Here is a 24714-nt window from a genome sequence, read left to right on the forward strand (position 1 = left end):
AGCGAACGCGTAATTTCTCTTCGGTCCGTGGCGACGGTGCGTAGCCTCGCTGAGCCCGGCGAGGGGTGCGTTTCGGCTGTCGGAGAGAACAGGGGACGGGGTGTCAGCTCTCGCACTCTTCGGGCGGTTCGATCTCGAACGACTCGCCGAAGCTGTGGTTCCGCTGTTCGAACCGGATCACGACCGGGTTGTCCCCGTGCCCCGTCTCGTACCAGCTCTCTATCAGCAGGACGTGGCCGGTTGCCACCTCGACGGCCACCGTCATCTCTCCGTCGTGTGCGAACGTTTCGTCGGGAGTGAACCGCCAGACGTCGACGTCCCGTCCGTCCACTACGTCCGGCCCGAGGTACTCGGCGTCGTCGTCGGTTTCGATCTCCCGGACGTCGGGGAGCCGCACGTTCGCTTCCCGGAGTTCGTCCCGCCTGATCAGCCGTCCGTCGAAACTCACGCAGCCGTCCGGACGGAGCTGATAGGTGGTCTCCCCGACGACGTAATACTCCATTACCGGAACCTCGACCGTCTCGTCGTTCTCCATGGTGGTTTCGACACGGCGGTACACTCGATCGTTCTCCGTGTCCCACTCGGTGTACAGCTCGTTGACGACCACTCTACCGTCCGGCTGTTCCTGGCGTACCCACGTTTCGCTGACGTGGGGGTCGATGTCGGCGGCTATCTCCACTTGCGGATCGTCGTCCTCCGCAGGGGAGTCGTCGGGGGTGGAATCGTCGTCAGACGTCGTATCGTCCTCGGGAGGGTCGTCCGCGGGATCCTCGCCGACCACGTCGTCCGGATCGGGCTCGTCGCCGGAACAGCCCGCGAGTCCCGCGACGCTCGCGACACACACTGCGTGGAGAAACCACCGCCGGGGTTCCGAGTCGGGAACTCGCGCCATCTCACTCCCCCGTCACCCCGGCGTTTCGGGGTCGATACGCCGACCGACACGAGCGTTTTTCGTCGCTATCGGGCTGTTCGTCGGCCGTCCGGGCGGGTCGGACCGGCGGTCGTTTGATTGTTGATAACATTCCACATCTTACGGAAAGCCCACAAGTAGTTATGTAGCAATAAACTCTGGATAAGCTCTGCTAAGCGAATTATAATTCGAGTCGACTGGATGTGAAATCATAGGCGCTGCGTGTGTATCGCGGCGCTACAGCCAGAGCAACTGGGCGTGTCTGGTGTCTTCGAACTCGAGCACCGTCTCTTCGTCGACGAGCCCCGCCTCGATCGCCACGCCGACGCTCTCGGTGCCCACCAGGTTCGCCACCTGTGCGCGGTGGAGGCTCTCGACGACGGCGTCGGCGTCGGCTTCGACGGCCGCCTCCCCCCCGTAAAAGTCGGGGTCGACTTCCAGTCTCGCTTTGCCGTTGTCGTAGGTTTCGCCGAGACAGTCGGAATCACAGACGGAGACGAGCAGCCCCTCCGGGGTTTCCCGCTCGCGGAGCAGCACGGTTCCGTCCTCGATGGGATCGTCCGTCATCAGCTCTCGCGGCGGCCGTGCTCCTCGACGAGCTCGCGTTCCGCCTGTTCGCGCAGTTCCTGCGCCTGTTCGTGGACGGTTTCGGCCTCCTCGTGTTCGCCCTGCTCTTCGAGCGCCCTGGCCTTCTCCTCGAGGACGTCGGCGTTGCGCATCCCGAGTCGGATCGCGTTGTCGAACGCCGTGACGGCGTCCTCGGCCAGGCCCCGTTCGAGGAGGAAAAAGCCGCGGTTGTACCACGCCTGCGCGAACCGGGGATCGATCTCGACTGCGCGTTCGGCGTGTTCGAGCGCCTCCTCGGTGTGTCCCCACTCCCAGAGGGCGTACGCGAGGTTCGTCTCCGCGGTGGCGGCGTGTTCGGAGTCGTCGTCGATGCGCAGCGCCTCCTCGTAGGCGCCGACGGCGGCGTCGTACTCCTCGAGACGGGCGTGGGCGGCCCCCTTGTTCACCCACGCCTCCTGTTTGACTCCCTCGTCGTCGGCAAACCGTGCGGCCCGTTCGAGGGTTTCCGTCGCCTCTTCGAACCGGTTGATCCCCATGTAGGAGAGGCCGATGTCGAGCAGTTCTTCGGCGTCCACCTGGTCGCTCGCCAGGTTCCGTTCGTCGAGGATGTCCGAAAGCACCCGCGAGTCGACGGGGTCGACCTTCGACGGATCGACGGAGAGCTCCGGGGGGTCGAGCGTGAACTCCTCGTACTCCTCGTCGAACCCCTGTCCCGAGGAGAACTCGTGTTCGTCGCGCTCGTCGCGCTCGTCAGTCATACCACGGGATTGGCGGTGGTCGCGGGTAAGCGTTGCGTCACGTGTTTTTAGGTGCCCGCCGCCGTACAATACCGTATGAGACTCTTCTTCGCCGTCGACCTGCCGGATCGACTGGCCGACGAGGTCGCCGCCGTACAGGACCGACTACGCGACGCGGCGGGGCTCAGGTTCACCGACCCGGAACAGGCCCATCTCACGCTGAAGTTCCTCGGTGACGTCGACTCCGACCGGATCGACGAACTGGAAACGGCCGCAAACGAGGTGATCTCGAACGCCGCCGTCGAACGCGAGGACGGTACCGTCGAACCGGTCGAACCGTTCGAAGCCGAGGTCGGTGGCCTCGGGGTGTTTCCCTCGATCGAGTACATAAGCGTCGTGTGGGCGGGGTTCCGGCGGGGCGAGGCGGAACTGACAGCGCTCCACGAGGCGCTGGAGGTAGAAACGACCGCACTCGGATTCGAACCCGATGATCACGAGTTCACCCCACACGTCACGCTTGCCAGGATGGACGACGCCCGGGGAAAGGAGATTGTCCAGGAGGTCGTCCGGGAGACGGATCCGACGATCGGCCGATTTCGAGTCGAGGACGTTCGTCTAACGGAGAGCACCCTCACACCCGAGGGACCGGAGCACGACACGGTGACACGGTTCGAACTATCGTAGCGACGGCCGATTCGGATCGGGGGCGATCTTCATTCGATGTACTCGCAGACGATCCAGACACACGCGAGTGCGAGGACAGTTCCAGCGACGACGTCCAGTGCCCAGTGGATTCCCAGATACATCGTCGAGAACACGACGCCGGTCGCGAGAACCCCCGACACCACCGCCCAGGAGGGGTAGACGTCGCGGGTCCGATACGCGAGCGCGGCGACGGTCACCGAAAGCGAGGTGTGCAGCGACGGGAAGACGTTGGAGTTGATGTTGATCTGGGTGGTGAGATGCTGGAAGTCGGGCGTCGTCGTGTACAAAAGCGATGTCACCAGGTCCGGCATCACGTTCCGCGGGCCGTGTGCGAACACGATGGTGTACACGACGAGCCCGATCGCGTAGTTGAGCGTGTACGCCGCAAGCAGCCGTTTGAGCTGTGTGGACTCCTCGAGCGCCGCGTACGCGACGAGGGGAAACACGAGCAGGAACGCGTAGCCGTACACGTACGTCCACGAGAGGAGACGCGTCGCTTCGTCGGTCGCGTGCGACTGGAGCCACGCGACGAACTCTCCTTCGATGGCGAAGAGTGTGCCAGTCAGATACAGCCCGTACAGCTCTGACACCGACTGGAGCGGCTCACGAGCGAACGCGCTGACGACGAGGACAATCGCGAGCGCCGCAACGTACGGGGCCACCTCCCCGAGATGTCGCGGCACCGTTCGGACGAGTCTCCGGAGCCGCCCGGGGCCGACTATTGTCACCCCGGCGACGACGGTTCCGGCTGTGATGACGGACAGGAGAACGACGATCACCCGCGTGAGTGGAGAGAGTTCGGGAAGCATGGTGGCGGGCATCAGGAGCCCTTCGCGAGCAGTTCCCCGTCGTCGTTGTAGCGGTACCCCGCCTCGTTGAACGCTTCGCGGGCTGCCTCCTCGTCGAACTCGCCATCGGCTCCGGCGAAGAACGGCACGACTGGGTCCTCCCCGTCCCAGAAGAGATCCGGTGGAACCCATCGTTCCTCCAGCGGTCCGGTCGCGGGCACCGCGTACCCGTCGAACACCTCCTCGACGATCTCTCCTTTGTCGAACAGCTGTGCGACCGCGACGCGGAACCTGAAGTTCGAAAGCGGCGCCTGGCGCGTGTTGAACCCGATGTGATACAGCGCCCGCGACCGATAGCTCACGAGGGACGTCGCCGACGACCGGGCTGCTCTGGGGACGGCGTCGGTTCCGAGGTTGGAAACCGTCGCGTCGGCGTCGTCGTCGGCCACCGCTTCGACGGCGACCACGTCGGAGGGGAGAACGCTCAGATGGAGCCGATCGAACGCCGGCCCTCCCTGGAATCGGTCCGGAAGATCCTCGAGGGATCCGAGTGGATGGTCGGTGACCCGCTCGAAGACGATCTCCTCGCCCGGTGTCGCCTCATGGAACCGGAGCTGCCCGGAGCCGATCGGCTCGTCGTTCGGCCGAACGAGTGCCTCCGTGGTCTCGTCGTTCACTTCGACCCCGGCGATCGTCGCCGGTCCGGTGTAGTCGCGCCAGACGTGTTCGGGCAACACGGGGACGGTAAACGCTCGGATTGCCACCTCTGGACTTCCGGTTTCGAACCGGATGTCGAACGTCTGCTCGTCGACCGACTCGATCGACTTCACGAGCGAAGATCGTCCTCGAAACCTGGAGGTGGGGATGGCTGACTCTACCCGACCCATCGACGTATCGGCCAGAAATTCGTACGTGAACGCGACGTCCTCGGAATCGAGCGGTTCCCCGTCGTGCCAGGTGAGCCCCTCTCTGAGCTCTCCGCGCCAGAGCAGCGAGTCGTCGCTTTGTTGCTCGTCTTCGGTTCGTTCGCCGTGAGGGTGAGGTTGCCAACTTCCGAGGAGCCACGGCTGGAACTCGTCGTCGATCTGCCTGACTAGCGGTGCATAAACCAGTGCGAGCAGGCTCCCGTGCCGCCGAAACTCCGCGGCGATCGGATTGCGGTTCTCGGTCAACCGCGGATCGGTGGTCACGAGCCGCAGGGTCGGTTCGGCATCGTCCCGGCGTGAAAGCGACAGGAGGTTCACCGGATCGGTCGGTCTGTTGTCCTGCCACTCGTAGAAGCGCGTTCCCCTGACGGCGCTGATCTCGTCGGGAAACGCGATCGAGACGAACGGCTGTGATTCCGCGAGGTGACGCTGGAGAGCGGCCACCGCGTCCAGGCGGTCGGTGCCTTCCGTCGTTCGTTGTCTGGACAATAGTCTGTCGGTGTCCGGGTCCGCGTAGCCGAACGGGTTCTGCCACCCGGGCTCGGCCCCGTATTTCGAATGCAACAGCGGATACAGGGCGTCGGGATCGGCTGCCGTCGTTTCGGGGAGCTGACCGACGTACACGTCGAAGTTCCGGTTCAAGAGCACTTGGCGATACAGCTCTTCTTCGGTCAGCGTGTTGATCCGGGCCTCGACGCCAACCGCGTCGAGACGCCCCTCGAGGATCCGGGCGATCCGTACTGCGTTGGGATCGCTGTCGGCGGGCAGCGTCCGGATCTCCAGTTCGAGCTGGTCGGTCCTGTCGCGACCGGCAACAGTCCTGAAGTCGCGAAGACAGCCAGCCGTTCCCGACAGCGTCGCCGCTCCAGCCGCCAGAAACGTCCGCCGCGTGGTGGAGCTGAGACTCGAGCACATCCGTTGGATGGTGGATAGCGATCCGTACGGACCGCTCAGTATCAGTCGTAAGTCGTCGTCGAACGTATAATAGTGCTGTGGTGGCGAGAACCGGATACCGGGGCCCGGCCCGGACCAGGATCACCTGACTGCGTCGATCAATCGCGCACCTTCGAGGTAGACGAGCCCGTGTCGGCGGGCGTAGGCGGCAGCGTCGGCCGGCGCCAGTGCGGCACCGGACTCGTCGTCGAGCATCTCGCAGACGACGACCGCCGGAGGCAGCTCCGCCCGCTGTGCCAGCGCGAGCCCGAGTTCGGTGTGCCCCTCCCGATCCGCGAGCAGGTTCGGGGCCCCGCGCAGCAGGTGGACGTGCCCCGGGGTTCGGAACTCCTCTGCGAAATCCGCAGCGGTGTAGGAATCCGGTCCGCGGACCGCAGCGCTCGCGGCGCCGGACAGTTCCCGAATCGTCAGCGCCCGGTCCTCGTCGGTGATCCCCGTGAACGTCTCGCGGTGATTCACCGGAAGCGAGAAGGACGACCGCTCGTCGTACGCGAGATCGTGATCGCCCGCGGCCGGATGGTCGATCTCGCCGGCGAGGAACGGCAGCCCGAACGTCTCCGCGACCGAATCCGACAGCGCGACACAGACCAACCCGCCGGCGTCGTTGCGCATGCGTGCGACGTCGGCCGGTCCGACTGCCCCGGCGGGGTAGACGAGATCCGTCTCTCCCTCCCGGTCGTCGAAATCGTGGATCAGTACCGGCTTTCCTGCGGAAAACGCAGCGATCGCCTCCTCGACCGTCCCGCTTTCGAGGGGTTCCTCCCCTTCGATCGCCCCCGGGGCGTTCCGTCGACGACGCATTTACGCCACCTCCTCGCTACGGTCATCGACAGCGAAAACGCCGCCGTGGATCTCGACGGTCACCCGGTTGCCGTCTTCGAGATCGAGCTCCGTTCGGAGTTTGTCGGGAGCGATGAGTTCGAGGTTCTCCTCGTCGTGGTGTGTCCGTTCGGGGACGATCACGTGCGCGAGATCGACGCTTCGGGCCCCGTCGGTTCGCCCCTCGTTGCTTCGCCGCACGCTCGCTGGATAACACGTCGCCGGGCCGAACGTTCGCTCCTCGTCCTCCCAGCCGTCGATCGCTACCCCGTCGATCGACCGGAGTCCCGCCCGCGACCGGGCGCTTTCCTCGTCGAGTTCGACGTTTAGAGTACCCGGAAACGGTTCGTATCCGAGCCGTTCCCGGAACTGTTCCATGTAGCCGGGCAGCGAGATGTAGTGTCGTCCCTCGCCCATCCCGCTGATGACCTGGCCCCGAAGCGTGAGCGACCGGCGTCCCTCGAAGATCCGTCGGTAGTCGGCGTACTCGCGACGGAGTGCCGACTCCCCGTCGTCGGTAACCGTGATCCACTGTCCGTCGCTCACGACGTCGCGCTCGATGTGGTCGGCCGCCTCCAGCGCCTGGAGCCGGCGCGAGGCGGTCTGGTTCGACGCGTCGAGGCGGTCGGCGAGCTCCGAGCACGAGACTTTCACCGGTCCGACGAGGCCGCCATCGAGGGCGACGAGCTTCAGCGTCGCCAGTTCGTCCTGCCCGACGGCGGGTACTGTCCCGGACATACTTCGAGGTTGGCGGAGCCCGCGGAAAAGCGTATCGGATGTGGGATGCGTTCCAAAAATATGATAACACCCCCCCGGGGCGGCCTCAGAATCGCGTCGAACTGACCGCCGGTTACCGTTCGAATGTCCACTGCGGAGTGGCTTAAACGGTCCGTTTCTCCGGACGGATCCCCACTCGCGGTGGAGCCCGCCACGTCGGTTTGCGGCTACCACGGCCGTCCGGCTGGCACGGCCGCCCGGTCGGATGCAGTCGGCTTCGGAAGGGCCTTTACGGCCCACGGCAAACGCCCCTGCATGTTCAGACAGTTCCGGTCGGACGTGGAGTCGACCCTCGAAGGGGCACTCTCGGAGCTGGGATATCCGACCGACGATCTCGGAATCGAGGAGCCGCCGGCGGACGTCGACGCGACGCTCGCCTCGAGCGTCGCCTTCCGGCTGGCGGGGGAAGCCGGCGCGCCGCCGCCACAGGTGGCTGCGGAGGTCGCAGCGGCGGCCGAGCCGACGGGATACGTCGCGGCCGCCGCCAGCCAGGGGCCGTACGTGAACTTCACGACGACCGACGAGTACCTCACGGACACGCTGTCGGACGCCCAGGGGGTGGATTACGGCGCGCTCCCGGATCGGGACACGTCAGTCGTGGTCGAGCACACCAGCGCCAACCCGACGGGGCCGGTCCACGTCGGCCGGGCGCGGAACCCGATCGTCGGCGACGCCGTCGCCAACGTGCTCGCGTCCGCCGGCTACGACGTCGATCGCCACTACTACGTCAACGACGCCGGACGACAGATGGCCGTGTTCACGTGGGCCTACGAGACGTTCGACGAGAGTGATCTCGAGAAACCGCCGGCACGCGATCGGATCGAATACGATCTGGTGCGCTACTACCGGAAGGGGAACCACTTCCTCGAGACCGCCGATCCCGAGGAGGTCGAGGCCGCCGAAGCGGAGATCGCCGCGATCCTCCAGGGGCTCGAGGAGGGCGAGGAGGCGGTCTACGAGCGGGTCGAGGAAGTCGTCGATGGCGTACTCGGTGGGATGAAGGAGTGTCTCGCCCGGCTTCCCGCGGTGTTCGACGAGTTCGTCAAGGAGACGCGGTTCATGCGCGACGGGTCAACCGACGAGGTGGCCGCCCGGCTCAAGGACACCGACCACGCCGTCTACGAGGAGGAGGCCTGGCAGCTCGAACTCGACGAGTGGGGGATCGACAAGAACCTCGTGTTCCTCCGGTCGGACGGCACGTCGCTTTACACGACCCGCGACCTGGCCCACCACGAGTGGAAGTTCGACAACTACGACCGCGCCGTCACCGTCCTCGGAGAAGACCACAAGCTCCAGGCCGATCAACTGGACGCGGCGCTCGAGCTGCTCGGCAACGACGTCGACCAGCTCGATCACGTCATCTACTCGTACGTGAACCTCCCGGAGGGGAAGATGTCCACCCGCCGGGGCACCGGCGTGATGCTGGACGACCTGCTCGACGAGTCGATCGATCGTGCACGCGAGGAGGTACAGCGCCGGATGGACGACCGGATCCGGGACGACGAGTTGACCGACGACGACATAGAGCGGATCGCCCGGCAGGTCGGGATCGGCGCGGTCCGGTACGACATCGTCGCAAAGCAGCCGACGAAGGCGATCACCTTCGAATGGGACCGCGCGCTGGACTTCGAGGCGCAGTCGGCGCCGTACGTCCAGTACGTCCACGCCCGGTGTTGCGGGATCGAGGAGGAAGCAGCAGGAGCGGGAATCGAACTCCCCGACGCCGACGCCGAGGTGACGCCGGACCTGCTTGACACTCCCGAAGAGCGGGACCTGCTCGCCGTGATCGCCCGGTTCCCCGCCTGCATCGAGGAGGCTGCAGACGAACTGGAGCCGCATCTGATCGCCACCTACACCCGGGAGTTCGCCGAGACGTTCAACGCGTTCTACCGGGAGTGCCCCGTGGTGACCGCAGACGACGAGGCGACCGCCAGGGCACGTCTCGCGCTCGTTCGCGCCGCCCGACACACGATCGCGAACGCGCTGTCGATACTCGGCGTGGAAGCGCCGAAATCGATGTGAACCGAAATCAGACCGGAACGACGGTGATCTCCCGCCGCCTGTCGATCGCGTCCTCGAGCTCTTCTGCGATCGCGGACCCACGGGAGACCTGGATATCGCCTCCCCGCCCCACCGTCGCCGTGAACAGGTAGTCGCCGCCGGCGCGTACCTCAACCGTCTCGCCGACGAACTCGTCGACCCTGATGACCACATGTCGGGAGGTGATCTCCGGCTGCACGACGGTCGCGTTGGGATCTGTGAGTTCCGTGCCGGAACGGTCGGCGGCGTTCGCGCCGCCCGGTCGCTCGTCGTGGGTCCGCACGTCGATGTCGATCCCGAGCCGTTCTTCGATGTCGCTGATCCGGCCGCCGCCCTTCCCGATCACGTAGGAGATGTCGTCCTCCTCGACGTAGACGACGGCGTCGTTTTGCCCCTTCAGCTCGACCTGGACGTGGCCGCGCGCGACCGACCGGATCTCCCGTTCGATCTCCTGTTTCGCGATCCGGCTCACGCCGGTGTCCTCCCCGTCGTCGTCGGAAAGCGGCACCGTCACGACCTGCCGGTTGAACGTGTAGATCTCGTACTCGGGGCGGCCGGTCTCGAAGTCGGTCACCTGGATCACCGGCCGGGCGAGGTCTTCGGCAGTGAGTCCCTCGGGCACTTTCACCGTCGTCTGGACGTCGTAGACGGTGTCCACCTGTCCGTCCTCGATGAACACGACCGTGTCGACGACCTGCGGGATCATGCCCAGCTCGACCCGCCCGACGAGCCGCTGGAGCGCGTCGATCGCCCGGGTGGCGTGGACGACGCCGACCATCCCGACCCCCGCCAGGCGCATGTCGGCGAACACCTCGAAGTCGTCGGTCTTGCGGACCTCGTCGTAGATCGTGTAGTCCGGCCGGACCAGAAGCAGCGAGTCGGCGGTCTTGGCCATCTCGCCCCCCAGCGCGCCGTACTGGGTGATGTCGGGGCCGACGTCGAGGTCGCGGGGCTTTTCCATCGTCTTGACCGCGTAGTCGTTCGCGTCGAGGAACTCCGCGACCGCCTGGGCGAACGTCGACTTCCCGGCGCCCGGCGACCCCGAGATGAGCACGCCCCGCTGGCGTTCCAGCAGCCGGCGCTTCAGCGGCTCCGCGTGGCTGTAGTCGTCGAGCTCGGTCTTGACGATCGGTCGCACGGCGGTGATCTCGATCCCGTCGGAAAACGGCGGTCGTGCGACCGCGATCCGGAAGTCTTGGTACTGGACGATCGTCATCCCCGGCTCGGCCAGCTCGATGAACCCGTCGGGGCTAGCGCGCGCGAGCGCCTCGATCGTGTCGGCCCACTCGCGCATCTGCGCTTCGGTGGTTTCCTCCTCGGCGATCCGCTGGTAGGTCAGCTCGCCGATCCGTCCACGTTTCGCCTTCGGTCGGGTTCCCGTCTTCAGGTGAACCGACAGCGTCTCCTCGTCGAAGTACTCCCGGATCGGGAGGTCGTCGACCTGGCGGACGACCGGTTCGACGTACTCGACCTGCAGGCCCTTCGCGCGGCCCACCTCGGCCTGGACGTAGTCGCTGGTGAGCAACACCGCGTCGTGGTCGGCGGCGACGTCCCTGATGAGGGCGTCGATCTCCCCCTCGCCGGCGACGCCGTGGGTGTCGGGACCGGGACGTTCACCGACGTACTCCACTTCGATCTCTCCGTCCTCGACGAGGTCGACGAGCCGCTGGAGTTCGGCGAGGCCCTCCCAGCCGGTGTCGAGCCCCTCGTTGGCCTGCGCCTCGAGTTCGCCCACCACCGCTTCCGGGACGACGACCGTCCATCCGGCGTAGCTTCCGTCCTCGATCCGCTCGGACACGCGGCCGTCGACGACCGCGCTCGTGTCCGGAACAACGTTCATACCTGAAGATCCGACCGCGAACGGTATAAGGGTGTTACCTCCGAACGCAACGCCACCTCGCCTGGCGTGCTCGTCGCGCCGCTTTCCGATCACTCGCGCCGTTTCGTTCCGTCCCGACGCCCCGGCCCGCCGCGGCTGCGGAGGAACTCCGGCAGCGAGAGACTCTCCGGGGGTCCGGTTTCAGTGCCGATATCGAGTGCTCTCACTCGGCCGAGGGCTCCCGGAAGCGCTTCCTCGAACGTCCCGGTCGTCGGAACGTCGCCATCGGATGTGTCGTCGCCGACGAGCTCCGACCAGACCCCCTCGGCGTCGTCCTCGCGCCGTGCGAGCTTCATTCCGCGCGTCCGCCCCTCGTCGTAGGCGAGGTCGATCAGGCTTCGGTCGTAGGTCGAGTCGCCGGTCTCCTTGAGCCGCCGAAGCGCGCGGTCGGTGTCGATCCCGGCCAGGGCTTCGATCCGGCCCCGCGTACTCCCGGACGTGCTGTGGACCTGCTCACACGCGTCGGCCACCCCCAGCTCGAACGCCCGCTCGGTCGCGTTCTCCCCGTCGAGATCGGAGAACTCCGACAGGAGCCGCTCTTCGTCGGTCCCATTTCCCCCGTTCGTGCCTGTACCGCCGTCGTTTCCGTACATTACTGTAAGTCCGTCACTGTTGGCTTCCCTGTGGTATCTTCCGCCGCTCGCCGATCCGGATGCCGTCGCTTTCGAACGAGAGCTCGTGGATGTCGGTGTCGATGTCGGTTCCCCGCATCTTCAGCACCTGGATCCCCCGCTGCATCTCCCCGTCCTCGAGGTAGTTGTGCAGGAAGACGACGCCGTGGGCAAGGAACTGCTCGGTCGCGTACGCGTCCGGTTCGGTGTTTTCCGCGACCAGAAGCGAGGTGGCGTCGGTCCGCTTGAGCGCCGACAGCACCTGAATGGTCGTCGCCTCGTCGTCGTCGAACAGGAACCCCAAAAGCATCGCCGAATCGATGACGACCCGGTCGATCCCCTGGGAGTTGATAAACGAGGTGAGTCGGTTTACGGCGTCGTTCTGCCGGCCGTTCGCGCCGGGGTTGCCGAAAAACCGGCTCCCGTTCGAGGAGAAGGCGTCGAGGAACTTGAGCCGCTCCGTCTCGATCGCGCGCTCGAACCCGAAGGAGAACCCGGACATGTCTTCCTTGATCCCCTCGCGGGTCTCGTGCATACTGATGTACAGACAGGTTTCGCCGTTCGCGACCCCCTCGGTGACGAACTGCGCGCCGAACGTCGTCTTGCCGCTGCCGGGCGGTCCCGTGACGACGCACAGCCGCCCCGCAGGCAACCCCCCATCGACGAGCCGGTCGAAGCCGTCGATGCCGCTTGACACCCTCATGGCTGTTGGGAATCGTGTTGGATGAAAAAAGCTTCCCGTCCGATTTTCACCGATGATACTCTCCGATAGGGCGCTCGAGAGAGCATGACGTCGTTTCGGCGGTTCGAATCCCATTGTGCGGCCTTTGACATCCTCCCCGCGCTACTCGCTTGTGCTTCCGATTGAGCATCCCAAGTACTGCGCTCCTTGAGCGCGGGCCCTCCGCCTCGTATTGGTGACGCCGATCGAATTTAAACATGGAAACAGCAAAGTCTAATTGCCTGGATGCTGAATCGACGAGTGATGCCTACCGTTGAATACCTGAACTACGAAGTGCTGGACGACCAGGGCTGGTCGATGGACGACGACGATCTGTTCGAGAAAGCCGCCGACGCCGGGCTCGGCGAAGAGGACTACGGCAGCCTCGAAGTCAACCAGGGCGAGTACGTCCTCGAGGCCGCCGAGGCGCAGGGGTATGACTGGCCGTTCTCCTGCCGCGCCGGCGCGTGTGCGAACTGCGCGGCGATCGCGGTGGAAGGCGACCTCGAGATGGACATGCAGCAGATCCTCTCCGACGAGGAAGTCGAAGAGAAGAACGTCCGGCTCACCTGCATCGGTAGCCCGACGACAGACGAAGTCAAGATCGTCTACAACGCAAAGCACCTCGATTACCTCCAGAACCGCGTCATTTAAGCGATACCGCTCGGTGTCGCCAGAACCCGCGGTGATTTTTTTGGCCGCCACTCCCGTAAGCTATGGCTCCAGCCTGCTACTCCGACCAGTCGTCCCCCACCCGGTCGTGACCCATCATCTGTGACCCGTCGTGTTCGGTGAAGACGACTTTCTGGTTCGACCGGGGGACGTCGAACCGCTCGGCGACCGTCTCGATGACCGCCAGGGCGAACTCGCGTTTCGTCTCGACCTCCCTGCCTGCCCGCACGTCGGCCTGTAGAATCACCCGACGCTCGCCGGTCGCCCGCCCGAGGTAGATGGTGTCGATCCTCCGGAGACTCACCGCGGTGTACTCGGTCGAGGCGTCCATCGTATCGGCGTACAACTCCGCGACGTCCGCGGTGAACTGTTCGGCTGCCGGGTCGTCGATCGAGAAGTCCACGTCGAACTGTAAGTGTGGCATCTGTGTTCGGTCTCCAGTGACGTACTCGGGTTCTGTGCAGGTACCGTTTCTGGGCCGCGTCCCGACTGTGCGTCGATCAGCGGGGAGGACGATCAGCGGGGGGTCGATCAGCGGGGAGGACGATCAGAGGGGAACGACCAGTACGAGCACCTTCGCGTAGATAACCATCGCCAGAAGTGCGAAGGGGTAGGTGTTCCCGTACCCTGCGGCGACCTCGTCGGAGTCAGTGGCGTCGATCGCTGCCGCCAACCCCTTGGTGTCGGTATGACCGCCGGTGATCCCGCCGGCAGCGTGGATCCAGTCCATCTTCCAGATCAGCCGGGTGAGCAGCAGGCCACCGACGATGGCGATGACGCTGTTGAGCGCCGACGCCGCCACAACCTGGGCGCCGTACTCCGCTATCGTCTCGACGAACCCCGCCCCGGCGTCGATCCCCACGACTGCCAGGAACATCGCCAGCGTGAACGCCCGGATCTCCGAGAGCACGGTCGTGTCCATCCGCGTCGGGATGGGGCCGACTCTGCCGACGTACCCCAGTGTTAGTGCGGCGATCAGTACACCGCCGGTGGTGCCCAGGGACGCCGCGCCGATCGGACCCATCGGGATCTCTATCGCCCCGATCACGGAGCCGACGACGATCACGAGCGCGAACCCCAGCACGCTGAACGTCACCTCGGCGACGGACGGACCGTCCTCCTCGGTCTGCCCGCTCACCTTCTCGAGGAACCGCTCCTTCTCGGAAGCGATGTCGAGTTTCCCCAGCACCGGGTACAGCTGCTGGAACATCACGATGATCAACACGCCGACGACGTAGCCGATCGAGTGGCCGATCTGGTAGTCCGCCCGGGCGGCTTCCGGAAGTGCCTCCATCGCGGATCCCAGCCCCGGGCTACTCGTCAACGCGCCCGAGAACGACCCCATGATCAGGGCCGTCGAGGCGTCGGCGAACACGAACTGCGTCCACACGTAGGTGAACGCCAGAGCGATGGTCGGCATCACGACCGCGATGACCACGAAGTTCAACCCGTAGGTCTTGATCGTCCCCTCGATCTCGTGGGCGGCGATCAGGCCGACGGCCGCCACGAACAGCGCCAGCGTTAGGCCGCTGAAGGAGCCTGGAACGGTAAACCCGAAGTGTCCCAGAACGAGCCCGGCGAACAGCGGCCCCGCGACTCCAAACTTGATCCCGCGTCCGAGGTTCACCCGCCCGAACGCCATCCCGATCAGCACCGCGAGGAACATCACGAATACGCCGCTGCTTACCAGCGCATCGACGGCCGTCACGACTGGATCCTCCTCTCGAAGCGACGGTCCCCTTCGACTTTCCACCCGGTTCCTCTTCGACTCTGCGCAGCAGGTCGTATCATTTTTTATATGATTTTTGGTTCTCTAGTGGCCGTTACTACTGTTTCATTTGATAGTTTTTCGACAGCGTTCATATATGTGGCGGAGATTTTACTCGGATGAGAATAAAAAAACTAGGACCGCCGGGCTATCCCTCATTAATGATCGGTCTATTCGAGATTATTCGACCGGACGATTTCGCCCGCCGCATGAACTACTTGATGAATTAGGAATTATTATAAGATTTCTTACTATTAATGATTGTCCTCTATTGTAGAAATTCACAACTTTAATATATGTTCTCCCGTTCGCGCGCACCCTCGATCGCGCGTAGACGACAGTCGATCGAACGCGACCTACCCCCTCACGCTCGAACGCGACCTACCCCCTCACGCTCGAACGCGACCCACCCCCTCACGCGGCGACTCGGCGACCTTTTTAGTTCCGTGAAACAATCTCCCTTCGATGTCCGCAAACCGGAAGGGAGATAGACGGGAGCGCGAACTCGTCAACGCGCTCGACGAGGCGGGATTCGCCGTAATGCGCGCGCCGGCGAGCGGCAGCGCGACCGACCGGGAACTCCCGGACGTGCTCGCCGGCAACGGCGAGGAATTCTACGCCATCGAGGCGAAGTCCAGCGCCGGCGATCCGATCTATCTCACCGGGGAGGAGGTCGAGGCGCTGGTGTACTTCGCGCGGAACTTCGGCGCCAAACCCCGGATCGGCGTCCGGTTCGACCGCGAAGACTGGTACTTCTTCCATCCAGGGGATCTCTACACCACCGACGCCGGAAGCTATCGGGTCAAAAAGGAAACCGCACTCGCGGAAGGAACTGACTTCGCGGAGTTCGTCGGCGAGTCGAAGCGGACGACCCTCGACGACCTGTGAGTCGGATCAAAACACCTGCGCGTTGCCGTCCTTTCGCGGCTCGGTCGCCGCAGACAACACCCCGTCGTCGTTTCGGACCGCCTGTGCCCCGCCGAACAGCAGCGGCTGGAGGAGCCGGACGTCGTGGCCCCGCCGGACGAGCTTTGCCGCCACGTCCGAGTCGAAGTGCGGTTCGACCGCGAGCTCACCCGACTCCCGGTAGCGCCACCGCGGTCGGTCCAGCGCCGCCTGCAGCGGCAGGTCGTAGTCGACGAGGTTCGACAGCACCTGGACGTGCCCCTGTGGCTGCATGTACCCGCCCATCACGCCGAAGCCGAGCCAGTCGTCCGGCCCCAGCCGCGCGACCGCCGGAATCAGGGTGTGGAACGGGCGTTTCCCCGGCTCCAGCCGGTTCGGGTGGTCGGGATCGAGCGAGAACGACGCACCGCGGTTCTGTAAGGCGATGCCGGTGTCGCCGGCCACGAGCCCGGAGCCGAACCCCGCAAAGCGGGAGTTGATGTACGAGACGACGTTGCCCGCCTCGTCGGCGACGGTGAGCAGCACGGTGTCGGCGTCCTCGGCGTTCGCTTCGGGCACGCCGAAAGTGACGTCGTCGCTCGCCTCCTCGCCCACCGTGTCGGCCCGCTTTTTCGCCCACGACTGCGACCCCAGCGGCGGGTGGTCCTCGTAGTCGGGATCAGTGATGTACCGGTGGCCGTCGTGGAACGCGCGCTTCATCGCCTCCGCGAAGTAGTGAACCCGCTCCGGCGAGTCGAGCGGGTGGTCGCCGGCACCCAGCTCGGCGGCGACGTTGAGCGCCTCCAGCGCGATCAGTCCCTGGTTGTTCGGCGGCAGTTCGTACACCTCGGCGCCGTTGTACGTCGTCGAGACCGGCTCGGGCCACTCCACTTCGAAGCCCGCGAGGTCCTCGACGGTCAGGAACCCCCCACGCGACTGCACCTCCCGTGCGATCGCCTCGCCGATTTCGCCCTCGTAGACGACGTCTGCGCCCTCCTCGGCGATTTTTTGCATCGATCGCCCGAGTTTCGGGAGCGTCACTACCTCGCCCGTCTCGGGTGCTCTGTCGTCGACCAGGTACGCCTCCCTGGCGTTGTCCGTCCGGAAGAGCGCGTCGGCGTGGCTCCAGGAGTCGGCGATCACCTCCGAGACCGGATACCCCTCGATCGCGTACTCGATCGCCGGTTCGAGCAGCTCCGAGAGCGGTTTCGTCCCCAGTTCCCGGGCCGTCGCCTCCCACCCTCTGGCGGTCCCGGGGACCGTCACCGTGTGGGGGCCGTGCATCGGCATCTCGACGTCGTCGGGATCGTCGGTTTCGGGCGCCCACGGGTAGTCGGTGTCGGCCGCGGGCTCCGCCTCGGCCAGCGCCGCTTTGACGCGCTCGATCGTCGCGCCCGCTGGGGCACCGCCACAGGCGCGCATTGCGCCCACCTCGCCGTCGGCGGTTCGGTACAGCGCGAACACGTCGCCGCCGAGGCCGGTCGAGGTCGGTTCGACGACGTTGAGCGCCGCCGCGGTCGCGACGGCGGCGTCGAACGCGTTGCCCCCCTCCCGGAGAGTCCGAATGCCCGCCTCCGCAGCCAGCGGCTGGCTGGTCGCGACGGCGCCGCGTCGTCCGTAGGCGGTCGAACGCCTCGAGGTAAACCGGTCGAGATCGGGTTCTGCCATGGGATCGTTTGCGCGGGGAGCCGCAAAAGCGTCAGGCTCCCGGGCCGGATTGCCAGCTTCGGGAACAAGCGCCTAAGTCGCTCCGTCCCGAACCGCGTCGCATGAAGTCGGCGGTCATCGTCGCCGGGGGGAGATCGACCCGATTCGGCAGCCAGGACAAGGCCGTCGCCGAACTTGCCGGGACGCCGATGATCCGCCGCGTCGCCGACCGGATCGCCGACGTCGTGGAGGCGGTCGTGGTGAACTGCCGAACGGAGCAGGTCCCGGCGATCCGCGAGGCGATGGCGGGGTATCCCCGCCGCGTCACGTTCGCCGTCGATCCCGAACCCGACCGGGGGCCGATGGCCGGCATCATGACCGGGCTCCGCGGGATCGAGTCGATCGCGGGGCCGGACGCACCGGCGTTCGTCGTCGCCTGCGACATGCCGTTCGTCGATCCCGGCTTCGTCGAGTACCTGTTCGATCGCGTCGACGGCTACGACGCGGCCGTCCCTCGACTCGACGACCAGTGGTTCCAGACGACACACGCCGTCTATCGCGCCGCACCGATGGCCGAGGCCTGCCAGGTCGCGCTCGACCGGGGCGACCGGAAGATCATCGAACCCCTGTTCGATCTGAACTACGTCGTCGTCGAGGAGGAGCACGCGCTGGAGTACACGACGAGGGCCGCCTTCGAGAACCTCAACACCCGCGAGGAGTTCCGCCGGGCCGAAGAACGGGTTCTCGAGCGGGAGGGTCGCTAACCGCGATCACTCCTCGAGCGCGCGGGCCGTCGCGACGGCGCCGGCGTCGGGATCGACGTCGGCCCCCTCGGCTTCGAGAATCGACCCGAACGCGGCAACGAAGTGGGTGACGTTCTCCGGTCGTGCGGAGTTGCCCATACATCCCACGCGGAAGATATCGCCCGACAGCGCGCCGAGCCCCCCGACGATTTCGATCCCGTGTTCGTCCATCAGGCGATCGATCACCCGGCCGTCGTCGACGCCGTCGGGCACCTGTACGGGGTTGAGCGTCGGCAGCCAGTGGTCGTCGTCCACGTTCAGGGGCAGTCCCATCGCCTCGACGCCGGCCTTGAGCGCGCCGGCGACACGCCGGTGACGCGCCCAGCGGTCATCGAGCCCCTCCTCGTCGACCATCCGGAGCGCCTCGCGGAGCGCGTACGTCGTCGCCGTCGGTCCGGTGTGGTGGTAGTTCCGTTCCTCGCCCCAGTACTCCCAGACGCCTTCCAGGTCGAGATACCACGACCGCACGGGCTCCTCCCGCGACTCGACCTTCTCGACTGCACGGTCGTTGAACGTGATCGGGCTCGATCCCGGCGGCGCCGAGAGACACTTCTGGGACCCCGAATACACCACGTCGACGTCCCACTCGTCGGTCCGGAACTCGACCCCGCCCAGCGACGCGACCGTGTCCGCGATCACGTACGCGTCGTGGTCGTGGGCGATCTGCGTGAGTTCGGGGATCGCCGTCTGTCGCGCTCCGGTGCTCGTCTCGCCGTGCACGAACCCGAACACCGTCGGGTCGTGGCGGTCGAACGCCGCGGCCACGTCGTCCGGATCGAGCGGTTCGCCCCAGGGCGCGTCGACGGTGACCACCTCGCCCCCCGCGCGCTCGGCGATCTGGCCCATGCGGTCGCCGAAGTAGCCGTTCGACGGCACGAGAACGGTCTCACCCGGTTCGACGAGGTTCGCGAACGCCGTCTCCATGGCCGCCGAGCCGGTGCCGCTGACCGCGAACGTACACTCGTTGTCGGTCCGAAACAGCATCCGGAGCAGTTCCTGGACGTCGTTCATCACCTCGACGTAGTAGTCGTCGAGGTAGCCGACGAACGGGGTGGCCATCGCCTTCAACACCCGTGGGTGGGCGTCGCTCGGCCCGGGGCCCAGTAGCGTCCGATCCGGCGGTACCAGCTCGTCGATCTCCGAGTTGCGCGCCATGCTCGCGGGTACACCCGACTCGCAGGTAAAACTACCCGCCGTTCGTGTCGTCGCAGAGCCCGTCGAACGCCCCGCCTGCGATCCCCGGCCCGTGTGGCACCCGGATCCGCCCGCCGTCGACGGGCGCGGGATCAGGCGCGAGATCGTCCGCGAGCATCCCTCCGGTCGCGAGCCCACATGGGGGGATTTCGGGAATCGCCGCGGCGACGTGGACGGCGGCAGTCCGGGCGACGACGGCGTCGATCGTGGTCGTGATCACGGGCTCGACGCCGGCCTCTTTGGCCGTCGACGCTGCCTCGAGTGTCCGATCCGGCCCACCGAGCGCCATCGGCTTCAACACGACGACGTCGGCCGCCCCCACCTCGACTGCGGTCCGGACCCGGTCGATGGCTCGCGTATCGCCGTTTCCCCCGGTCGCAAGCGACTCGTCGAGTGCGACGTCGACCCCCCGACCGCGGAGTCGAGCGTGTCCCTCGAGATCGTCGGCTGGAAGCGGCTGTTCGACGTAGTCGACGCCGAGCGCGCCGAGTTCGTCGAGCGCCAGATCGGCGGTTTTCCGATCCCATGCGCCGTTGGCGTCTGCCCGGAGCGTCACTGCCTCCCCGACAGCGTCCCGGACGGCACGCAGCCGGTCGAGATCCGCCGCGAGCGCCCGTTTTCCGACCTTTATCTTGAGGCAGCCGAAGCCGGCCTCGACAGCCTCGCGGCAGCGTTCGGCCGACTCCGCCGGCGATCCGTCGCCGACGGTAGCGTTGACTGGAACCGTGTCGGCCGCAGCGGCGCCGGTTCCGTAGCGGCCCGAGAGCTCTTCGGCGAGGGACACGTCTGCCCTCCGGGCGTCCCGGTCGAGCCGCGCCAGCGCGATGCCGTGGCGGGCCGCCGGCGTCCCGGGAGTTTCGACGTTGCCCGTCTCGTTCCCGCACGTGTCGACGGCCGACTCGAGTTCCTCGCGACAGCGGTCGTACGGCTCGGTCCATCCCGAGAGCGGTGTCGCCTCCCCTATTCCGTGGACCACCGGCTCCCCGTCCGTCGTGTCGCCGTCGGCGTCGGTCCCCACGAGAAACCCTCGCCGCCGTGAGATCTCCCCACGCGCGGTCGAAAGCGGCGAGTCGAGCGGCACTGAAAAGGGACGAATTCGCATCCGGATCACCCGACCGCGAGCCCGGCCGCAAACAGGATCGCGAACGCGGCCAGCAGTTTGCCCGCCGATTCGAGCGCGGGGTTGAGCGCGTCGCCAGACGTTTCCTCCCGTACGGTCTGTGCGATACGTCCGGCGTACGGCAGCGTCACGAGCGGTGCCAGAACCACGACAGACCATCCCTGGAGCAGGAACCAGAACGGGACCGCGTACGCCAGCGCGAGCATCGAGAGGAACTGAACGCGGGAAAACCGGTAGCCGAACCGCACCGCGAGCGTCCGCTTTCCGGTCTCGGCGTCCTCCTCGCGGTCGCGGACGTTGTTCACAACGAGAATGTTCGTCGAGAGGGCCGCGATCGGAAGGCTGGCCACCACTGCCGGGACGGTGACGGTCCCCGGCGGGAGCCAGAGCGGAAACGTGCCCGAAAGCAGCGCCGCCGCCTGGACGTAGTAGGTTCCAACCACCGCGACCACCCCGAAGAAGACGAACACGAACAGGTCGCCGAGCCCGTGATAACCGAGCGGATACGGGCCGCCGGTGTAGGCGATTCCGGTGGCGATCGACAGCAGGCCGACGACGAGGATCGGCACCCCACCGACGGACACCAGGTACGTGCCCACGAGCACCGCGGCGGCGAACGTGAGCCACATCGCCCGTTTTACGGACGGGGGGTCGATCAACCCGCCGGCGGTCACCCGCGTGAACCCCTCGCGCTGCTCGGTGTCGGCCCCCTGGACGGCGTCGTAGTAGTCGTTGGCGAAGTTGGTGCCGATCTGGATGAGCGAAGCCCCGACCAGCGCGGCAACTGCCGGCAGCGCCGCGAATACGCCGTCGTGAAGGGCGACCCCCACCCCGACGACGACCGGCGCGAGCGCCGCCGGTAGCGTCTGTGGCCGCGCGGCGATGAGCCAGGCCTTCCGACGCGAGACGTCCTGCGTAGCCATCACCCGTGATTCGGGCCACCCTGTCCTCAAAGTTGTTATCCGGAGCGGCGTGTTCCCGTCACACAGGTTCCCTCACTTCGTTCGGTCACGAGCGCGGATCACGCCGCTCGTTTTATGAGACGGGTCGCACAACAGGGAGTATGACCGAACTGGATGGAGTGCCCGTCGAGGATCTCCGGGAGTGGCTCGAACACGTTTCCGAAAAGGAGTCGGCACAGTTCCTGATGGTGGCGCTGGCGAACGCCGAGGAAGGACGAGACGTCGGCGAACTGGCCGACCTGTACGGGCTCGACTCCGGAGAGCTCGCCGACTGGATCGACACCGCAAACGAGGAGTCGATCGTCACCGCAGTCGCCCGGACCGAGGGCGTCGACGTCGAGGAACTCGCCGACACGTACGGCCTGTCGCCGCGGACGGTGCGCGACTGGTTCCGGAACCTCGAAGGGGAGCCGATCCCGGACGCGGCGGCGGTCATCGCGCGATACAGCCAGCGGGGATCCGCGCCGGTCGTTCGACAGACGCCAGCACGGGTGACCTACCTCGACTACGAGGCGATCGAGGCCAACGGCTGGTCGGTCGAGGACGACGACCTGTTCGAGAAAGCCTCCGCGGAGTACCGGCTCAACTCCGCGGAGTACGGCCGCATCCTGGTCGAACCCGGCGAGACGATCCTCGAGGCCGCCGAGAACCGCGGGCTGTCGTGGCCGTACGCCTGTCGCGGCGGCGCCTGTGCGAACTGTGCGGTGCTCGTAAAGGAGGGCGATGTCGCAATGCCCGGAAACCACGTGCTCACAGACGACCAGGTGAACGTGATGAACGCCCGACTCACCTGTGTCGGGGTTCCGGTGACGGACACGGTGAAGCTCGTGACGAACGTCCAGAAACTCGAGGATTTCGAGGACCTCCGCCTGCCGTCGCCGCTTGGCGAAAGCGACACGCCGCCGTCGGTGTGACGCTGTTGTGTGCGCCGCAGTACGTCCTCGACGGTCACTCGGCGACGAGCGGTTCTTCGGCCCGGTAGACGATCCGCATCGGGAGCCCACGCTCGTCGGTCGGCGGGTCTTCCGGCAGCGACCGGAGCGGGACCGGGGACGGTCGGGCGGTGTACCCCAGAACCACGGCGTCGAGCACCTCTTCGATCCGCACCTCCTGGCCCGCGGTCGCCTCCGCGGCCGCCTGCACCGTCGGCGCTCCGTCCCGGTCGAACGCCGCCAGTTTGCGCATCCGTTCGGCGTACCCTCCTGCAGTCTCCCGATCGTACTGCAGCGGCTCCCCGCCGATGGCACGAAAACAGACCGCCGGCCGCGATTCGAGTATCGTCGCTCTCGCCTCCGGGAGCTCCCCGACGAGTTCGTCGACTGCAGCGATCGCGGGGACCTGCTCGAAGGACATCTCCGGTAGTTGTTCGCCCGTCTTTCGCTCGTGAACTTTCGCGGCGGTCGAGTACCGACGCTTTCGGGTCGCCTCGCGTACCGGGGAAACGACCGACCGGTCGGAGTTTCCTCTCGATTCGTCGCCGTCTTCGTCGCGTTCCAGGACGCGTTCCGCGAGGACGTCACACCGGCGGCGGGGATCCCCCTCGTCGACCAGACCGATCGGCACGTCGAGGAGGATCCGATCGGCCTCCTCATAACGGAGCCACAGGTCGCCGATCTCGGGGAAGACTGCGGCGTGATCGAACTCCCTGCCGGCGAAGGCGACGGCGACCCACACGGCGTCACCCCGAACCGCGCCCACCGACAGTGACGCGTCACTCATCGTTCGATCGTTCAGCGGCCGGAACAAAAACGGTACGGTCGTCTATGCGGCTATTTCTCCTGCAGCTAGTTGCTCGGCGTCGCCTGGGACTATTTCGCTGGCGCGTACTTCCGGGCGTACGTTCCCGCGATCGGAACCGCGTACTCCGACCCCTGGTATGCCTTGTACATCAGGAACAGCCAGGCGACGAACGCGACCGGCGCCAGAAGTATGCTCGCGATACCGAGCACCGCGCCGGCGATCCAGCCGACGACCGGGATCGCAGCCAGCACCCCCAAAAGCACCGTCATGCCGATGCTGAGGACGAACAGTCCGCCGAAGACGATCGTGCTCTGGGCGCCGTGGAATCGGACGAACTCGTCGTCGTCCTCCACGAGATAAAAGAGGATGCCCGTGATCGGCCCGAGGAGATAGCTCAACGCCCCGGCGACGTTCGGCTCGAGGCCGGTCCCCGAGCCAGCTTCCGTCTCGCCGGCCCCTTCGACGATGTCGGAGTCGTGTTCGTCCTGCGTTCCCTCGCCCTGTTCGTTCGACGTGTTCTGTTTGCTCGACATAGTTGTGTCTCTCCGGGGATATGTGGACGCTCAAAGGGAAAAGGTATGCGTTGCCTACCACCCGGAACTCCGGACCCAGCGCCGAACGATGACGGATTGTTTTCCTCAACCCATCGCCGTTTCCCGCGAGTCAAGTCAACAGTTCTCTCACAACCCTTATGCCTCCCCTGCCCCTTTCACAACAGGCAATGGCAACTGGTACTGTTGATTTCTTCAACGACACAGGCGGCTACGGTTTCATCTCGACTGAGGACGCGGACGACGACGTGTTCTTCCACATGGAAGACGTTGGCGGCCCGGATCTCGAAGAGGGGCAGGAAGTCGAATTCGACATCGAGCAGGCCGACAAAGGCCCGCGCGCGAAAAACCTGCAGCGGCTGTAACTCGGTTTTCCCGACGTTCTAGCCCGGTATCGGCGATCGAAAGAAGCGGTCCGTGGTTTCTGCGGGCCGGAACTGACAGACGAGCGGCGCCTCTCCGCTGTCGTAGGACGTTTTCAACTCGGTGAACTGCTGCTACGCGTGGATGGTTTCGAAGTCGTCGACCGGCATCACGCTGTAATCGATCGTGAGTGTGTCCTGTGTCGCCCGGATCTTGCCCACGAACGTGGAAATCTCCTCGAGGTCGCCCTCGAGCACGAACAGTTCCATGCAGTAGTGGTTCCCGACGTGGCTGTGGAAGTTCGAGGCGACCAGTTCCTCGTGTTCGTGGCGGAGGTGCATCATCCGCTCTTCGACGGCCGTCGTCTCGTAGTTGAAAAGCACCGTCACGACTGCCATCAACTCGCGGCCCTCCAGCCGGCTGTCCTCGAACTCGTCGAGCAGGTTCCGGGAGGCCTCCCGGACGACCTCGCTTCGCCCCGTGTAGCCGTGATCCTCGGCGAACTCGTCGATCCGCTCGAGCAACTCTTCGGGCATCGAGACGCTCACTACCGTCATGTATTAACAGAGGCGCCT

General features: G+C 65.9%; 25 protein-coding genes and 1 pseudogene. 7 read left to right on the plus strand and 19 right to left on the minus strand.

The annotated features are described in order from the left end of the window. Positions 1-103: 103 nt before the first annotated feature. The 3 genes and pseudogenes from AArcCO_RS01270 to AArcCO_RS01280 all read right to left on the minus strand — a co-directional run. Positions 104-892: a DUF7537 family lipoprotein gene (locus AArcCO_RS01270; RefSeq protein ID WP_259534559.1), complete on the minus strand. Its 789-nt coding sequence runs from the start codon at positions 890-892 to the stop codon at positions 104-106. Positions 893-1147: 255 nt separating this feature from the next. After that, positions 1148-1447 carry a DUF424 domain-containing protein gene (locus AArcCO_RS01275; RefSeq protein ID WP_259536502.1) on the minus strand — a complete coding sequence of 100 codons (300 nt, stop codon included), beginning with the start codon at positions 1445-1447 and terminating at the stop codon, positions 1148-1150. 50 nt (positions 1448-1497) lie between these two features. Continuing rightward, positions 1498-2235: pseudogene (locus AArcCO_RS01280) on the minus strand (tetratricopeptide repeat protein); the annotation flags it as partial. Between the two features lie 75 nt (positions 2236-2310). Between AArcCO_RS01280 and thpR the strand changes: the two are divergent. Continuing rightward, positions 2311-2898 (plus strand): RNA 2',3'-cyclic phosphodiesterase, encoded by a 588-nt coding sequence (thpR, locus tag AArcCO_RS01285; RefSeq protein WP_259534561.1) that lies wholly within the window; start codon positions 2311-2313, stop codon positions 2896-2898. Between the two features lie 29 nt (positions 2899-2927). On the opposite strand, the gene AArcCO_RS01290 is transcribed toward thpR, so the two are convergent. The 4 genes from AArcCO_RS01290 to AArcCO_RS01305 all read right to left on the minus strand — a co-directional run bounded on the left by AArcCO_RS01290 (position 2928) and on the right by AArcCO_RS01305 (position 7144). Next, positions 2928-3740, minus strand: coding sequence for a phosphatase PAP2 family protein (locus AArcCO_RS01290; RefSeq protein WP_259534562.1), 813 nt, complete (start codon positions 3738-3740; stop codon positions 2928-2930). Next, positions 3740-5548, minus strand: coding sequence for an ABC transporter substrate-binding protein (locus AArcCO_RS01295; protein WP_259534563.1), 1809 nt, complete (start codon positions 5546-5548; stop codon positions 3740-3742). Before AArcCO_RS01295 ends, AArcCO_RS01290 begins: the two co-directional genes overlap by 1 nt. A gap of 120 nt (positions 5549-5668) precedes the next feature. Then, entirely contained in the window at positions 5669-6388 is a 720-nt protein-coding gene (ribB, locus tag AArcCO_RS01300; protein ID WP_259534564.1) for a 3,4-dihydroxy-2-butanone-4-phosphate synthase, read from the minus strand. Next, a complete protein-coding gene (locus tag AArcCO_RS01305; protein ID WP_259534565.1) occupies positions 6389-7144 on the minus strand; it encodes a DUF120 domain-containing protein in 756 nt (251 codons plus the stop codon). A 294-nt stretch (positions 7145-7438) separates the two neighbouring features. Between AArcCO_RS01305 and argS the strand changes: the two genes are divergently transcribed. After that, on the plus strand, positions 7439-9205 hold the full coding sequence (gene argS, locus AArcCO_RS01310; protein WP_259534566.1) for an arginine--tRNA ligase: 1767 nt from the start codon (positions 7439-7441) through the stop codon (positions 9203-9205). Between the two features lie 7 nt (positions 9206-9212). Here argS and AArcCO_RS01315 read toward each other — a convergent pair whose 3' ends face one another. The 3 genes from AArcCO_RS01315 to AArcCO_RS01325 all read right to left on the minus strand — a co-directional run bounded on the left by AArcCO_RS01315 (position 9213) and on the right by AArcCO_RS01325 (position 12416). Next, positions 9213-11063, minus strand: coding sequence for a PINc/VapC family ATPase (locus tag AArcCO_RS01315; protein WP_259534567.1), 1851 nt, complete (start codon positions 11061-11063; stop codon positions 9213-9215). Between the two features lie 89 nt (positions 11064-11152). Further along, entirely contained in the window at positions 11153-11695 is a 543-nt protein-coding gene (locus AArcCO_RS01320; protein WP_259534568.1) for a DUF8057 family protein, read from the minus strand. Between the two features lie 13 nt (positions 11696-11708). Further along, positions 11709-12416, minus strand: a complete 708-nt coding sequence (locus tag AArcCO_RS01325) for an RAD55 family ATPase (protein ID WP_259534569.1) — start codon at positions 12414-12416, stop codon at positions 11709-11711. 282 nt (positions 12417-12698) lie between these two features. Here AArcCO_RS01325 and fer (AArcCO_RS01330) point away from each other — a divergent pair, with 282 nt between their 5' ends. After that, positions 12699-13088 carry a ferredoxin Fer gene (gene fer / locus AArcCO_RS01330; RefSeq protein ID WP_259534570.1) on the plus strand — a complete coding sequence of 130 codons (390 nt, stop codon included), beginning with the start codon at positions 12699-12701 and terminating at the stop codon, positions 13086-13088. Between the two features lie 76 nt (positions 13089-13164). Here fer (AArcCO_RS01330) and AArcCO_RS01335 read toward each other — a convergent pair whose 3' ends face one another. Continuing rightward, positions 13165-13530 (minus strand): tautomerase family protein, encoded by a 366-nt coding sequence (locus AArcCO_RS01335; RefSeq protein WP_259534571.1) that lies wholly within the window; start codon positions 13528-13530, stop codon positions 13165-13167. 123 nt (positions 13531-13653) lie between these two features. Then, positions 13654-14814, minus strand: a complete 1161-nt coding sequence (locus tag AArcCO_RS01340; protein WP_259534572.1) for an aspartate-alanine antiporter-like transporter — start codon at positions 14812-14814, stop codon at positions 13654-13656. 525 nt (positions 14815-15339) lie between these two features. Between AArcCO_RS01340 and hjc the strand changes: the two genes are divergently transcribed. Continuing rightward, positions 15340-15762: a Holliday junction resolvase Hjc gene (gene hjc, locus AArcCO_RS01345; RefSeq protein ID WP_259534573.1), complete on the plus strand. Its 423-nt coding sequence runs from the start codon at positions 15340-15342 to the stop codon at positions 15760-15762. Positions 15763-15768: 6 nt separating this feature from the next. Here hjc and AArcCO_RS01350 read toward each other — a convergent pair whose 3' ends face one another. Next, positions 15769-17427, minus strand: coding sequence for a gamma-glutamyltransferase family protein (locus AArcCO_RS01350; RefSeq protein WP_259534574.1), 1659 nt, complete (start codon positions 17425-17427; stop codon positions 15769-15771). 101 nt (positions 17428-17528) lie between these two features. Between AArcCO_RS01350 and AArcCO_RS01355 the strand changes: the two genes are divergently transcribed. After that, positions 17529-18170 (plus strand): molybdenum cofactor guanylyltransferase, encoded by a 642-nt coding sequence (locus AArcCO_RS01355; RefSeq protein WP_259534575.1) that lies wholly within the window; start codon positions 17529-17531, stop codon positions 18168-18170. 6 nt (positions 18171-18176) lie between these two features. On the opposite strand, the gene AArcCO_RS01360 is transcribed toward AArcCO_RS01355, so the two are convergent. From AArcCO_RS01360 to AArcCO_RS01370, 3 genes are read right to left on the minus strand one after another with little or no spacing between them, the layout of a single operon-like run. Next, a complete protein-coding gene (locus tag AArcCO_RS01360; RefSeq protein ID WP_259534576.1) occupies positions 18177-19364 on the minus strand; it encodes a pyridoxal-phosphate-dependent aminotransferase family protein in 1188 nt (395 codons plus the stop codon). A 31-nt stretch (positions 19365-19395) separates the two neighbouring features. Beyond that, complete coding sequence (locus AArcCO_RS01365) at positions 19396-20505, minus strand: mandelate racemase/muconate lactonizing enzyme family protein (protein WP_259534577.1); 1110 nt, start codon at positions 20503-20505, stop codon at positions 19396-19398. 5 nt (positions 20506-20510) lie between these two features. Beyond that, complete coding sequence (locus AArcCO_RS01370; RefSeq protein WP_259534578.1) at positions 20511-21446, minus strand: 1,4-dihydroxy-2-naphthoate polyprenyltransferase; 936 nt, start codon at positions 21444-21446, stop codon at positions 20511-20513. Positions 21447-21586: 140 nt separating this feature from the next. Between AArcCO_RS01370 and fer (AArcCO_RS01375) the strand changes: the two genes are divergently transcribed. Continuing rightward, positions 21587-22399 carry a ferredoxin Fer gene (fer, locus tag AArcCO_RS01375; RefSeq protein WP_259534579.1) on the plus strand — a complete coding sequence of 271 codons (813 nt, stop codon included), beginning with the start codon at positions 21587-21589 and terminating at the stop codon, positions 22397-22399. A gap of 34 nt (positions 22400-22433) precedes the next feature. Here the strand turns inward: fer (AArcCO_RS01375) and AArcCO_RS01380 are convergent, their stop codons facing one another. Beyond that, a complete protein-coding gene (locus tag AArcCO_RS01380; protein ID WP_259534580.1) occupies positions 22434-23204 on the minus strand; it encodes a DUF429 domain-containing protein in 771 nt (256 codons plus the stop codon). An 89-nt stretch (positions 23205-23293) separates the two neighbouring features. Beyond that, complete coding sequence (locus AArcCO_RS01385; RefSeq protein ID WP_259534581.1) at positions 23294-23758, minus strand: DUF4870 domain-containing protein; 465 nt, start codon at positions 23756-23758, stop codon at positions 23294-23296. 188 nt (positions 23759-23946) lie between these two features. Here AArcCO_RS01385 and AArcCO_RS01390 point away from each other — a divergent pair, with 188 nt between their 5' ends. Then, on the plus strand, positions 23947-24141 hold the full coding sequence (locus tag AArcCO_RS01390) for a cold-shock protein (RefSeq protein ID WP_259534582.1): 195 nt from the start codon (positions 23947-23949) through the stop codon (positions 24139-24141). Positions 24142-24273: 132 nt separating this feature from the next. On the opposite strand, the gene nikR is transcribed toward AArcCO_RS01390, so the two are convergent. Then, complete coding sequence (gene nikR, locus AArcCO_RS01395) at positions 24274-24696, minus strand: nickel-responsive transcriptional regulator NikR (protein ID WP_259534583.1); 423 nt, start codon at positions 24694-24696, stop codon at positions 24274-24276. Between the last annotated feature and the right edge of the window lie 18 nt (positions 24697-24714).

The organism is Halalkaliarchaeum sp. AArc-CO, from assembly GCF_024972735.1.
Lineage (GTDB): Archaea > Halobacteriota > Halobacteria > Halobacteriales > Haloferacaceae > Halalkaliarchaeum.

Coding starts and splice junctions, on each gene's coding strand:
- AArcCO_RS01270 (WP_259534559.1), bottom strand. CDS start 892: ATGGCGCGAGTTCCCGACTCGGAACCCCGGCGGTGGTTTCTCCACGCA.
- thpR (WP_259534561.1), top strand. CDS start 2,311: ATGAGACTCTTCTTCGCCGTCGACCTGCCGGATCGACTGGCCGACGAG.
- AArcCO_RS01290 (WP_259534562.1), bottom strand. CDS start 3,740: ATGCCCGCCACCATGCTTCCCGAACTCTCTCCACTCACGCGGGTGATC.
- AArcCO_RS01295 (WP_259534563.1), bottom strand. CDS start 5,548: ATGTGCTCGAGTCTCAGCTCCACCACGCGGCGGACGTTTCTGGCGGCT.
- ribB (WP_259534564.1), bottom strand. CDS start 6,388: ATGCGTCGTCGACGGAACGCCCCGGGGGCGATCGAAGGGGAGGAACCC.
- AArcCO_RS01305 (WP_259534565.1), bottom strand. CDS start 7,144: ATGTCCGGGACAGTACCCGCCGTCGGGCAGGACGAACTGGCGACGCTG.
- argS (WP_259534566.1), top strand. CDS start 7,439: ATGTTCAGACAGTTCCGGTCGGACGTGGAGTCGACCCTCGAAGGGGCA.
- AArcCO_RS01315 (WP_259534567.1), bottom strand. CDS start 11,063: ATGAACGTTGTTCCGGACACGAGCGCGGTCGTCGACGGCCGCGTGTCC.
- AArcCO_RS01320 (WP_259534568.1), bottom strand. CDS start 11,695: ATGTACGGAAACGACGGCGGTACAGGCACGAACGGGGGAAATGGGACC.
- AArcCO_RS01325 (WP_259534569.1), bottom strand. CDS start 12,416: ATGAGGGTGTCAAGCGGCATCGACGGCTTCGACCGGCTCGTCGATGGG.
- fer (WP_259534570.1), top strand. CDS start 12,699: ATGCCTACCGTTGAATACCTGAACTACGAAGTGCTGGACGACCAGGGC.
- AArcCO_RS01335 (WP_259534571.1), bottom strand. CDS start 13,530: ATGCCACACTTACAGTTCGACGTGGACTTCTCGATCGACGACCCGGCA.
- hjc (WP_259534573.1), top strand. CDS start 15,340: ATGTCCGCAAACCGGAAGGGAGATAGACGGGAGCGCGAACTCGTCAAC.
- AArcCO_RS01350 (WP_259534574.1), bottom strand. CDS start 17,427: ATGGCAGAACCCGATCTCGACCGGTTTACCTCGAGGCGTTCGACCGCC.
- AArcCO_RS01355 (WP_259534575.1), top strand. CDS start 17,529: ATGAAGTCGGCGGTCATCGTCGCCGGGGGGAGATCGACCCGATTCGGC.
- AArcCO_RS01360 (WP_259534576.1), bottom strand. CDS start 19,364: ATGGCGCGCAACTCGGAGATCGACGAGCTGGTACCGCCGGATCGGACG.
- AArcCO_RS01365 (WP_259534577.1), bottom strand. CDS start 20,505: ATGCGAATTCGTCCCTTTTCAGTGCCGCTCGACTCGCCGCTTTCGACC.
- AArcCO_RS01370 (WP_259534578.1), bottom strand. CDS start 21,446: ATGGCTACGCAGGACGTCTCGCGTCGGAAGGCCTGGCTCATCGCCGCG.
- fer (WP_259534579.1), top strand. CDS start 21,587: ATGACCGAACTGGATGGAGTGCCCGTCGAGGATCTCCGGGAGTGGCTC.
- AArcCO_RS01380 (WP_259534580.1), bottom strand. CDS start 23,204: ATGAGTGACGCGTCACTGTCGGTGGGCGCGGTTCGGGGTGACGCCGTG.
- AArcCO_RS01385 (WP_259534581.1), bottom strand. CDS start 23,758: ATGTCGAGCAAACAGAACACGTCGAACGAACAGGGCGAGGGAACGCAG.
- AArcCO_RS01390 (WP_259534582.1), top strand. CDS start 23,947: ATGGCAACTGGTACTGTTGATTTCTTCAACGACACAGGCGGCTACGGT.
- nikR (WP_259534583.1), bottom strand. CDS start 24,696: ATGACGGTAGTGAGCGTCTCGATGCCCGAAGAGTTGCTCGAGCGGATC.